Source organism: Dyella sp. 01N448 (assembly GCF_056399225.1).
This window is the reverse complement of sequence record NZ_JBFTQX010000008.1, coordinates 149713-161209: the sequence shown is the minus strand read 5'-3', so window position 1 is coordinate 161209 and position 11497 is coordinate 149713. Positions and strand designations below refer to the sequence as shown.

Below are 11497 nucleotides of genomic sequence, written 5' to 3'. Positions count from 1 at the left end.
GCGGTACACCGTGGCGTGGCTGTCGCGCACAGGGTGCGCTCCCACAGACAAGCGCCAGGCGTGGCACCAAGTGCGCTATGTGTGACCCAAAGCCGATGCGCAGCGAGGCCCCGCTTTAAGTCCTCAGCGATTCGGGCGCGTTGCGCAGCGCTTTGCAGTACCCGCTGTGTACCCTCGGAGGTTGTCCCACAACGACGCACCTCAAGCGATCGGGCTTATCCCAACACGATGCTGCGGGCGTTATCAGGCCATTTTCTTTGGGTTACTTTCGACGCGAAGCTAGTCCCGTGGGATCTTTTGGGCCAGCAAAGAAAAGTGACTCGAGCGGCGGCAGCCGTTCGAAACGCCCGCCGCGTCCCACAGGGACTAGCTTTGCGTCGTAGGCGGCACGCTGGCGGTGACGCGGCAACCAGAAACCGAGGCTCTGGCTCCCTGCCTGCGCCGGGACGACGGCAAAGAAGAAACGTTCCCGCGAGCACCCGCCCCTCACCCCGGCCCTCTCCCCGGAGGGGAGAGGGAGAAGTGTGGCGCACCGCTTGCTCGCTTGCACACTTGATCAATCAGCAAGCCACAACAACCAAACCCCACTCAAAACGTCGCCGCCAACCTCACAAACCCATACGCCAACAACGCCGTAATCGGCAACGTAAGAATCCACGCCCACACCATCCGCTCCACCACCGACCAACGGATCGCATTCCAGCGCTTGGCCGCACCCACACCCATGATCGACGCCGACACGTTATGCGTGGTCGACACCGGAATGCCGAAGGCCGACGCGGTGAGAATCACCGCCGCCGAGCTGCCCTCGGCCGCGAAGCCGTTGATGGGATGCAGCTTCACCATCTTGTGACCCAGCGTCTTGATGATGCGCCAGCCACCACCTGCGGTACCGCCAGCCATCGTCAGTGCGCAAACCACGGCGACCCACGCGGGCACATTGAAGCCACCATCAGCCGAACCATGAATGCGCAGGAAGCTAAGCCACTCGGGCAGGCCGTCAAACTGACCGGCGGTGGTTGCGCCCGCCAGGGCGAGCGCAATGATGCCCATGCTCTTCTGCGCATCGTTCATGCCGTGCGCCAGACCCATCGCGCTGGCCGAGACGATCTGCGCCTTGCCGAAAAACGCATTCACGAATGGCGTGCGACCAAATCGCCGCAGGAAGCCGGTGCGACTGGAGAACCAGCTGAGCAAGGCATACAACCCGCCCATCAACAGAAAGCCGATGATGAAACCCAGCAAGGGTGAAATCACCATCGGCAGGATGACCTTGGGCACCACGCCCTTGCCATCCCACCAGTGCGCGCCGCCCTGCGACCAGATCACCGAAGCGAAGTTGTTGCCGGACGCCGCGATCGCCGCGCCGACCAGCGCACCAACGAGTGCGTGACTGGAACTGGAAGGCAGACCCCACCACCAGGTGATGAGGTTCCACACCGTGGCGGCCAGCAAGGCGCAGATGAGCAATTGTGGCCCCGCATCGATGACATGCGTATCGATCAGGCCCGACGCGATGGTCTTGGCCACCGCCGTGCCCCACAGTGCACCGATCAGGTTGGTGATCGCGGCCATCATCACGGCCTGGCCGGGCGTCAGCACCTTGGTCGCCACCACCGTGGCGATGGAGTTGGCGGTGTCGTGGAAGCCGTTGATATAGGTGAAAGCCAGCGCGATCAGCACCACGGCAATAGCCAGACCGATGCTCATGCGCGCACCCCGCGCACAACGCCGTAAGCCCGGAACACAACCGGGCGGCTTACTTGAAAGGGATTCATCAGGTCGCGCCTCAGGAATTCTTCAGCACGATCGAGTACACGGTATTGCCCACGTCGCGGCACTTGTCGATGGCTTTTTCGAGCAGCTCGAACAAGTCCTTCGCCAGCATCGCGCGCATCGCATCGCCGCCTTCCACGTACAGCGTGCGGTACGGCGAGAGCAACATGCGATCGCCTTCCGACTCCAGCGTCTGCAAGCGATCCTGCAGCTTCTTCACCGGATCGATGCGCAGGCCGCGGCGCAGCTCGCCGATCATTTCCGACACCACGCCGGTGGCGCGTTCCAGGATCAGCGCGCGAGCGGCGAAATCCACATCGCTCACTCGATCGGCGACGATCTCGTAGCGCTCGGCAAACTTCTCGATGGTCTTGGGAATCTTGTAGAGCGCCGAGTTGAGCGCTTCGATGTCCTCGCGATCCAGCGCGGTGACGAAGGTGTTCACCAGTTCCTCGCTGATCTGCCCCGCCAGCGCCTTCTCGCGCTGGCGCGCGGCGGCGAAGGCAGCCATCACCGGGGCGTGGTCCCGGCGCGTGACCAGCTCGTGCAGGGCCTTGGCGCTTTCGCGAGCAGCCTCGGCGCTCTGTTCGAGCAGGCCATAGAACTTGTCGCCTTTGCCGAAAATCGTTTGCAATGAAAACATGCGGTTATTGCCTGGGTGCGAGGGGGGCGGAAAATGACGGATATGTTACAGGAGCCCCGAGCCGCACCGCATCAAACCCTGCCGGCCCCTCCGGGCCTCTTAGGACTTACACTGCGTCTCATGTCCAAACGCGACCTCCCCACCGGCCGGCGACCCGCATGCTGACCGAAATCGCCCTCGTCATCGTGCTTTCCCTGTTCAACGGCTTTTTCGCGTTGTCGGAAATGGCCCTGGTGGCCTCGCGCAAGAGCCGCCTCAAGCACATGGCCCGCGACAGCCGCCGTGCCCGCATGGCCCTGCGCAATGCCGAAGCACCCGAGCGCTTCCTTTCCACCGTCCAGGTGGGCATGACCATGGTGATCCTGATTACCGGCGCCCTGGCCGGCGATGCGCTGGGCGACCACATTGCCAACGCCATCCATGGCGGACGCGCAGCCTGGATCGAGCCCTATGCCAGGATCATCGGCCTGGTGCTGGGCTTTGTGCTGATTTCCTTCATCAATATCGTCATTGGCGAGCTGGTGCCCAAGCGCCTCGCGCTGTCCGCGCCCGAGCTGATCTCCGGCTATGTGTCGATGCCGATGATGGTGTTGTCGCGCATCACCGCGCCCTTCGTGTGGCTGCTCAATCTTTCCAGCAGCTTCCTGTTGCGCCTGCTGCGCGTTAAGGGACGCGGCAGCGACGTGGCCACGGAAGAGGAAATCCGCCTGCTGGTGGCGGAAAGCGCCGAGCACGGCGTGCTTGATCGCGACGAACACAACATGGTCAATCGCGTGCTGCGCCTGGGCGATCGCACGGTGGACAGCGTGATGACGCCGCGCACGCGCATCGTGTGGCTGGATGCAGCGGCCAATTACCAGGAGAGCGCTGAGATCCTGCGCACCACGCCTTACTCGCGCTACCCGGTATACCGCGGCGACGAAAGCGACATTCTCGGCGTGGTCGAAGTAAAGCGCCTGCTGCGCAGCTATGCCGAAGGCAAGCCCGACATCTTCGGCCAGCTCTCCAAGCCGCTCTACGTGCCCGCTACCGCACGAGCGCTGGACTTGCTGGAAGAATTCCGCGATGCGGAAACGCAACTGGCGCTCGTCGTCGACGAATACGGCGACATCGAAGGTCTGGTGACACTCAATGACCTGCTAGCCGCCATTGTGGGCGCCACCCAGCTGGGCAGCAGCGACACCAAGGAAAGCCCGCTGATCACGCCTCGCGAGGATGGCAGCTGGCTGATCGACGGCTCGCTGTCCACCGACGACCTGCGTGAACTGCTGGGGGTCGATGCGTTGCCCGGCGAGGAAGAGCATGAATACCGCACGGCGGCAGGCATGGTGATGGCCGTGCTCGGCCACATCCCGCAGACCGGCGAAACCTTCGAGTGGCGCGGCTTCCGGGTGGAAGTGGTGGATCTGGACGGTGCGCGCATCGACAAGCTGCTGGTAGCGCGGTTGCCGAAGATTGATGTGGAAGAAGACGGGTTCTAAGGCCTGAGAGCGTTTCTGTGGGAGCGCACCCTGTGCGCGACGGCCTCGGTTTCGATCCATGCCTCGCCGTCGCGCACAGGGTGCGCTCCCACAATGGAACCAAGCGTCGCGCAGCGATCTACTCAGCCCTTCGACGCCTTGATCTTGTCCGTAGCAATCTGCGCCATCCGCTGTGCATCGGCAAAAATGCCATGCATTACGCGCAACTCGCGCTCATCAGGCTGCGCCCGCTGAAACAGCTTGCGCAGGCGCAACATGATGGTGGTGGGCGCGCGTCCCTTGTGGAAATCGATATCGTCGAGCATCTGCGACAGGTGCTCGAAGAAGCGCTCCATCTGCGCCGCATCGGCCGGTGGTTCGGCGTCCGCGCGAACCGGTACATTCACCTCGCCCAGCGATGCCACGCGCAACTCGTACGCCATCACCTGCACGGCCTGCGAGAGATTCAAGGAGCTGAAATCGTCCACGCTGGGGATGCGCACCATCGCGTGGCAGCGCGCCAGTTCTTCGTTCTCCAGGCCGGTGCGCTCATTGCCGAACACCAGGGCCACCTGCTCGCCGCGGGCAGCCGCGGCCAGGGCACGGCTGGCGGCTTCGCGCGGGGTGAGTTCCTCCAGGTCCACGCCACGGCGGCGGGCCGAGAGGCCCAGGGCCAGGCTGGTGCCGGCCAGGGCATCGACCAGACCTTCGCTCACGGTGGCGTTTTCCAGCACCTCGTCGGCGCCGGCGGCCAGGGCCGAAGCCTCCCGGTCCGGGAAGCGGTGCGGGGCCACCAGGGCCATCCGGTCGAAGCCCATGGTGCGGATGGCGCGGGCTGCGCTGCCGATATTGCCGGGGTGCGAGGTGCGCACCAGCACGTAGCGGATGCGGGCGGCGAGGTCGGATTCAGCGCTCATCGGGGCAGGAAAACTCGGGTAAACGGGCGCAAAGCTTGGAAACCTCCGGGCTTCCTGTCAAACGCGACGCGCCCGGTCGGCCTCCCGGGACTGCCTCGCGGCCATGTCTCTGATAGACTTCGCGGCCAAAACCCCGTTCTTTTGAAAGCCGAAGCCATGCCAAGACCCGCCATTAATGTCGCGGTGCGCGCCGCGCGCGCCGCAGGAAACATCATCCTGCGCTATATGAACCGCATCGACGGACTCAATATCGTCGAGAAGCAGCGCATGGACTTCGCCTCGGAAGTCGATCGCCTGGCCGAAGCCGAGATCGTGAAGGAACTCAAGCGCGCCTACCCCACCCACGCCTTCCTCGCCGAGGAAAGCGGCGCGATCGGCAAGGGCCCGCTGGTGTGGGTGATCGATCCGCTGGACGGCACGCACAACTACCTGCGCGGCATTCCGCACTTCTCCGTTTCCATCGCCCTGCTCGACAAGGGTGAGCCGGTGTATGCGGTGGTGTTCGATCCGCTGCGCGACGAACTGTTCACTGCCAGCAAGGGCGATGGCGCCTACGTCAACGACCGCCGCATGCGCGTGGCCAAGCGCGAGAATCTGGCCGGCGCGATGATCGGCACCGGCTTCCCCTATCGCCAGCGTTCGCACCTGGACTCCCAGCTGGACATGACCCGCGCCCTGCTCGGCCAGGCCGAGGACATCCGTCGCTCCGGCTCGGCCGCGCTGGACCTGGCCTACGTGGCTGCCGGTCGCTTCGACGGCTTCTTCGAGATCGGCCTCAAGCCGTGGGACATGGCCGCCGGCGCCCTGCTGGTGCGAGAGGCCGGTGGTCGCTACTGCGATTTCGCCGGTCGCGACGGCATCCCGGAAAGCGGCAACATCATTGCAGGCAACCTCAATGTGGCGCAGGCGATGGTGGATGCGATCAGCGCGAATGCGACGCCGCGTTTGTTGATGGCGTGAGGCTGCGTTATTGGTCATAAGAAAAAGGCGCCTTCGGGCGCCTTTTTTGTAGCCAGAGCCACCTAACCCCTGTGGGAGCGCACCCTGTGCGCGACCGTCCCGCTGCGTTCTACCTCAGTCGCGCACAGGGTGCGCTCCCACAAGGTGACGGGAAAAATCAGGCGCCCGGCTCAGACTCACGCAGAAAAACCCGCAAAAACGGCACCGTGATGCGCCGCTTCGCCGCCAGCGAAGCCCGGTCGATCTGGTCAAGCAGATCAAGCAGCGCGCCCAGATCCCGCGCGTAGCGATTGAACAGCCAATCCAGCACCGTGTCGTCCAGCTCGATCCCCCGCGTCGCCGCCTGCTCACGCAACACGTTGCGCCGTTCCGCATCGTCCAGCGGCTTCAGCAAAGCCTGTTGGCAGGCACCAAGACGCGAGCGCAGATCCGGCAGCACCAGTCCCAGCTGCACGGGCAACACCTCGGCCGCGAACAAGAACGCGGCGCCTTCGGCCTTGGCCTGGTTGTACAAGTCGAACAAGGCGTGCTCCGCCTCGCGGTCGCCCGCGATGGCGCCCAGATCGTCCAGCGCCAGGAATTCGCTCCCGGCCACGCCACGGATCGCCGCAGCGCGGTTGCCGATACTGGCCAAGGGCAGGTATTGCACCGTGCGACCACCCTGGATGGCAGCCTGGCATGCGGCCATCAGCAGATGGCTCTTGCCGCTGCCAGTGGGCCCCGCCAGGTAGAGCCATGGCGTGTGCGCCGCGTGGGCCAGCTGCTCAACGGCAGCGAGCGTCCCGGCGTTGCTGCCGGGATGAAAATGTTCGAAACGCTGGCGGCGAGGCCAACGCAGGGCAAGCGGCAACTGCGGAATCATGGGGGCGGTACTGCGTCCTTCGGGTTGCCTCGGTCGTCGACCACGGTGCGGGTTTCCACTTCGCCCTGCGGCGTCTCGACGACCACATCCACTTCGGTGAGCACGGGATCGCCCGCGCCCTCCTCCGTGTATAAATCGCTTTGTCGGTAGCGCTCGGTCAGGTAGCGCAGCAGCACCAGGATCACCGACGCCGCCGGCAAGGCCAACAGCACGCCGAGGAAGCCGAACAGGTAACCGCCGGCCAGCACGGCAAAAATCACCGCCACCGGATGCAGGCCGATCTTGTCGCCCACCAGCTGGGGCACCAGCACATAGCCTTCCAGCAACTGGCCGACGGTGAAGATGCCTACCACGATCAGCACATGCGTCCAGTCGCCGTATTGCACCATCGCGGCGATCAGCGCGGAGCCGAAGCCCACGATGAAGCCAAGATAGGGCACGAAACTGAGCAAGCCGGCGATCATACCGATCAGCGGGCCCACCGACAGCCCCATCAGCGTGAGCGCCACGCCGTAGAAGATGCCCAGCGCGAGCATCACCAGCAGCTGGCCGCGCACGAAGGCGCCGAGCACGCTGTCCGCTTCACGCGCGAGGTGGGCAACAGTCGGCTCGATCGAGCGCGGCAGGATGCGGTCGATCCACGCCACCATGCGGTCCCAGTCGCGCAGCAGGTAGAACGCCACCACCGGGATCAGCACCAGGTTGGTGAGCCACAAAATCACGCCCACGCTGGAGCGGGAAATCTTGCCCAGCACCACCGAAGCCGCATTGCCGATCGAGCCCAGGTGATCCTTGATCTGCTGGATCAGGCGATCGGTGTCGAACGCCCTGGGATCGAGGTGCAGCTTGGCCTGCACCCAGGGCAGCGCCGTATCGCGGGCCCACTCCACATAGCGGGGCATGTTGTCCACCAGATTGTCGATCTGGCGGGAAATCAGCGGGACCAGCAGGATCAGCGCGCCAACGGTGACCAGCAGCAGCACGATGAAGACGATGCTTACCGCCAGCGTGCGTCCCATGCCCAGCCGCTGCAGACGATCGGCCAGCGGATCGCCAAGGTAAGCCAGCATCGCCGCCACCACGAACGGCATCATCACCGGCGCCAGCAGCCAGAACAGGTAAAGGATGACCGCGGTGATCGCGAGCATTTGCCAGCGGCGGGAGCTGTCAGGCGTCATCGACATGGCTCATCCCATGAGAAAGGCGGTAAGAAACGCGCGCCGGATCCAGGCTGGCGCACGCATGACGCGGCTTTCGCCGCGGCGCAATCAGTGGACCCAGCGCAGGCTGGCATCCGCATCGCCATGCGAATCGCCGCGCAGGACGCGGCCGCCGGCGGCGAGGCTATTGGTCAGGGCATCCATCGGCAGGCTGGATTTCACCAGGAACAACATGCCATCGCCCTGCGCGCTGAGCGTGGTCACCTGGCGCACATTGGGATCGGCGCGCAGAACGGCCACGAGGTTGGCGTAATCCATGGCCGAATTGATCTGCGATACCCACAGCTTGCCGTCGACCGTCACCGAGCCGATCACATTGAGCTGCTTGCCGAGACGGTCGGCCAGCCCGTTGCCTGCATCGGTGAGTACGGCGGCGACGTTGGCGCCCTGCGTGCTCCACTTCTGCTGGGCACCGCCCGACAGCAGCACCCAGTCCGCGGCGTTGCCATGGACCTGGCCCAGCAGCATCAGGCCGGTCTTGTACTGCCGCGCCATGGCAGCGACCTGGTCGGGCTCGGCACTGGTCAGATTCGGTGTGTCGCCGGTCTTGGCCGGATCGGCCAGCACGGTGCTATAGCCCTTGGCGGCAACGGTCTGGGTCAGCGTGGACAGCGCATCGCGGGTGAGCACGCTGCCGTCCTCATCACGCACCACCAGTAGCACCGGAGGACGGGAACCGCCGCCGGACACGCCCATCTGGGACACGGCGCGCTGTACGGCGGCCTGGTCAAAGGTGACCTGCAGGGCCATACCGGTGGTGGCCCGCTGGTACTGATACTGCTGGACGATGCCCGAGGCGCCCTTGAGCACATCGGCGTAGCCCGGCTTGGCGCTCAGGTCCTGGCCGCCGGAGGTCCGCGCCAGCACCTGGGCCAGGGCGTCGCCGAAGGCATTGTTGCGGGCAGCCTCGCTGGTATCGGCCACGGACACGGTCACGGTGTACGGCGACACCTGCCCCTGCGCATGCACGGACAGCAGCGGGGCGAGGCCCAGCATGAAACAGACGAGCAGCAGGCGGGACAGGCGCATGGGGACCGAAATCCGGTGGGGGACGCCGGAAGTCTGCCCAATCCGCCCCCTAGCGTCCATCGAAGATGTCCCGGTTCAGCGTCATCACTCAGGAAACGATCCCCCTACGCTGCTACAATTTGTCGTTTCTCCCCGCCGGGTTGCCCCCATGTCCGACGCACTCACCTACCGCGCCGCTGGCGTCGATATCGACGCAGGCAATGCCGTGGTCGAACGCATCAAGCCGCTGGTCAAGCGCACCTCCCGTCCCGAAGTGATGGGCGGCCTGGGCGGTTTCGGCGGTCTTTTTGACCTGTCGGGCAAGTACAAGGAGCCGGTGCTGGTCTCCGGCACGGACGGCGTGGGCACCAAGTTGAAGCTGGCCCAGCAGCTGGGTCGCCACGACACGATCGGCATCGACCTGGTCGGCATGTGCGTGAACGACGTGCTGGTGCAGGGCGCCGAGCCGCTGTTCTTCCTCGACTACTTCGCCACCGGCAAGCTGGACGTGGACACCACCGTGGCCGTGGTCGGCGGCATCGCCAAGGGCTGCGAGCTGGCTGGTTGCGCGCTGATCGGCGGCGAAACGGCGGAAATGCCCGATATGTACCCGCCGGGTGAATACGACCTGGGCGGTTTCACCGTCGGCGCCGTGGAAAAGTCGCAGCTGCTCAGCGGCAACGCCATCGTGGCCGGCGACGTGATCCTGGGCGTGGCCTCCTCCGGTCCGCATTCCAATGGCTATTCGCTGATCCGCAAGATCCTCGAGCGCGCCGGCAATCCGCTGGATCTGGATCTGGGCGGCGTCACCCTGGCCGACGCACTGATGGCGCCGACCACCATCTATGTGAAGCCGATGCTGGATCTGCTGAAGAACCAGCCGGTGCACGGCATGGCCCACATCACCGGTGGCGGCCTGAAGGAAAACATCATCCGCGTGGTGCCTGACAACCTCGGCATCCACATCGATGCGGCCGCCATCGTGCTGCCGCCGGTGTTCGAGTGGCTGATGCGCGAAGGCAACGTGGCGCGCGAGGAAATGTGGCGCACCTTCAACTGCGGCGTGGGCTTCACCGTCATCCTGCCGCGCGATGCCGTCGACGCTGCGAGCGCCCTGCTGGCCAAGCATGGCCTGGCCAGCTCGGTGATCGGCCAGATCGTGCCCGCGCAGGGCGACGAGCGCGTGCACATCGGTTGAGTTCGTGACTGCTCCGCGCCTTCGCGTCGCCGTGCTCGCATCCGGGCGCGGCAGCAACCTGCAAGCCCTGATCGTCGCCCGCGATGCGGGCGTGCTGCCGGTCGACTTCGTGGTGGTCGGCAGCGACAAGCCCAACGCGGGCGCGCTGCAGCTGGCCAAGGATGCGTGCATCCCCACCTTCACGCTGAACCCGAAGGATTTCGCCAACCGGCGGGATTTCGACTTCGAACTGTTTCGACGACTCGACGCCAGCGGCGCGCAGGTGCTGGTGCTCGCCGGCTTCATGCGCATCATCGACGGCGAGGCACTCGCGCCGTGGGTTGGTCGCATGATCAACGTCCACCCGTCGCTGCTGCCCAAGTATCGCGGCCTGCACACGCACCGCCGCGCGCTCGAAGCGGGCGACGCGGAGCACGGCGCCAGCGTGCACTACGTGACCGCCGAACTCGATGGCGGCCCGGTGATCGCGCAAGCGCGCATCCAGATCCAGCCCGGCGACGACGAAGGCCAGCTCGCCCATCGCCTGCTCACCTTCGAACACCAGCTGCTGCCAGCGGTGCTCAAACTGATGGCCGAGCAACGCCTGGACCTGATCGCGCCCAACCGCGTGGCGCTGGACGGCAAGCTGCTGGATGCGCCGCTGCAACTGCGCCACGGCGCATTGGTTGACTGAGGGTTTTCCAGTCCTCTACAAGTCGTTCAGGAACGGCCCGTAGACTGAGGTCCCCATGACCTCATCCCATTCCCTCCGCACGTTCGCTGCCGGCCTCGCGCTGGCCTTTTCCACATCGGTTGCATTTGCCGCGGCACCCGCACCTACCCCGTTCACGGCGACCTATCAGGTATCGCAAGGTGGCCAGGTGATCGGCGAGGCCGTGGTCTCGCTCAAGCCCGCAGCCAATGGCCAGTGGGTGTACAGCAACCAGATCAAGGGAACCGGCGGCATCGCGGCGGCACTTGGCGCCAACTCGAATGAAACCACCACGTTCCGCTGGAACAACGGTGCGCCGGAAACCGTCAGCTACGACTACAAGATGGACGCCGGCTTCAAGAACAAGCAGCGCCACACCGACGTGAACTGGACCAGCGGCCAGGTGACGGTAGACGACGGCAAGGGACCGATGACGTATCCGAGCGCACCGGGCATGGTGGATCGCAACACCACCTCATACGCGATCGGCCTCGCCCTGCGTGGCGGCAAGCAGTCCGTGTCGCTGCCGGTTGCGGTGAAGCGCAATGTGGAAACGCAGGAATTCAAGGTCGCCGGCAAGGAAGCTGTGAAGGTGCCTGCCGGCAGTTTCCAGGCCGAACGCGTGGTGCGCAGCAGCGACCAGAACAGCTTCAGCGCGTGGTACGCACCGCAGAAATATCCGGTACCGGTGAAGCTCTCGCAGAGCGACGGCGGCAATCTGGAATTGCAGTTGGTCAGTTACAAGAGCAATTGATCGGTTAT

Annotated in this window: 11 protein-coding genes; 5 read left to right on the top strand and 6 right to left on the bottom strand. The window is 65.0% G+C overall.

Annotated elements, in window-relative coordinates; genetic code table 11:
* Positions 1–588: 588 nt before the first annotated feature.
* Positions 589–1710 (bottom strand): inorganic phosphate transporter, encoded by a 1122-nt coding sequence (locus AC1DKY_RS15425; protein ID WP_441603025.1) that lies wholly within the window; start codon positions 1708–1710, stop codon positions 589–591.
* A 79-nt stretch (positions 1711–1789) separates the two neighbouring features.
* Entirely contained in the window at positions 1790–2419 is a 630-nt protein-coding gene (locus AC1DKY_RS15420) for a DUF47 domain-containing protein (protein ID WP_441603026.1), read from the bottom strand.
* Between the two features lie 158 nt (positions 2420–2577).
* Here AC1DKY_RS15420 and AC1DKY_RS15415 point away from each other — a divergent pair, with 158 nt between their 5' ends.
* Positions 2578–3900 carry a hemolysin family protein gene (locus tag AC1DKY_RS15415; protein WP_441603027.1) on the top strand — a complete coding sequence of 441 codons (1323 nt, stop codon included), beginning with the start codon at positions 2578–2580 and terminating at the stop codon, positions 3898–3900.
* A gap of 122 nt (positions 3901–4022) precedes the next feature.
* On the opposite strand, the gene AC1DKY_RS15410 is transcribed toward AC1DKY_RS15415, so the two are convergent.
* Positions 4023–4796 (bottom strand): RNA methyltransferase, encoded by a 774-nt coding sequence (locus AC1DKY_RS15410; protein ID WP_441603028.1) that lies wholly within the window; start codon positions 4794–4796, stop codon positions 4023–4025.
* A gap of 156 nt (positions 4797–4952) precedes the next feature.
* Between AC1DKY_RS15410 and AC1DKY_RS15405 the strand changes: the two genes are divergently transcribed.
* Positions 4953–5756 carry an inositol monophosphatase family protein gene (locus AC1DKY_RS15405; RefSeq protein ID WP_441603029.1) on the top strand — a complete coding sequence of 268 codons (804 nt, stop codon included), beginning with the start codon at positions 4953–4955 and terminating at the stop codon, positions 5754–5756.
* A 157-nt stretch (positions 5757–5913) separates the two neighbouring features.
* Here AC1DKY_RS15405 and hda read toward each other — a convergent pair whose 3' ends face one another.
* The 3 genes from hda to AC1DKY_RS15390 form a co-directional block, all read right to left on the bottom strand.
* Positions 5914–6618 carry a DnaA regulatory inactivator Hda gene (hda, locus tag AC1DKY_RS15400; RefSeq protein WP_441603030.1) on the bottom strand — a complete coding sequence of 235 codons (705 nt, stop codon included), beginning with the start codon at positions 6616–6618 and terminating at the stop codon, positions 5914–5916.
* Positions 6615–7802, bottom strand: a complete 1188-nt coding sequence (locus AC1DKY_RS15395) for an AI-2E family transporter (RefSeq protein WP_441603031.1) — start codon at positions 7800–7802, stop codon at positions 6615–6617. The genes hda and AC1DKY_RS15395 overlap by 4 nt, the downstream gene beginning before the upstream one ends.
* An 84-nt stretch (positions 7803–7886) precedes the next feature.
* On the bottom strand, positions 7887–8867 hold the full coding sequence (locus AC1DKY_RS15390) for a DUF2066 domain-containing protein (protein WP_441603032.1): 981 nt from the start codon (positions 8865–8867) through the stop codon (positions 7887–7889).
* Between the two features lie 148 nt (positions 8868–9015).
* On the opposite strand from AC1DKY_RS15390, the gene purM reads away from it, so the two are divergent.
* Genes purM through AC1DKY_RS15375 form a run of 3 tightly spaced genes read left to right on the top strand, consistent with a single transcriptional unit; the run spans position 9016 to position 11489 of the window.
* Positions 9016–10044, top strand: coding sequence for a phosphoribosylformylglycinamidine cyclo-ligase (gene purM / locus AC1DKY_RS15385; RefSeq protein WP_441603033.1), 1029 nt, complete (start codon positions 9016–9018; stop codon positions 10042–10044).
* A gap of 4 nt (positions 10045–10048) precedes the next feature.
* Positions 10049–10717 carry a phosphoribosylglycinamide formyltransferase gene (gene purN / locus AC1DKY_RS15380; protein ID WP_441603034.1) on the top strand — a complete coding sequence of 223 codons (669 nt, stop codon included), beginning with the start codon at positions 10049–10051 and terminating at the stop codon, positions 10715–10717.
* Positions 10718–10772: 55 nt separating this feature from the next.
* Complete coding sequence (locus AC1DKY_RS15375) at positions 10773–11489, top strand: DUF3108 domain-containing protein (protein WP_441603035.1); 717 nt, start codon at positions 10773–10775, stop codon at positions 11487–11489.
* Positions 11490–11497 lie beyond the last annotated feature (8 nt).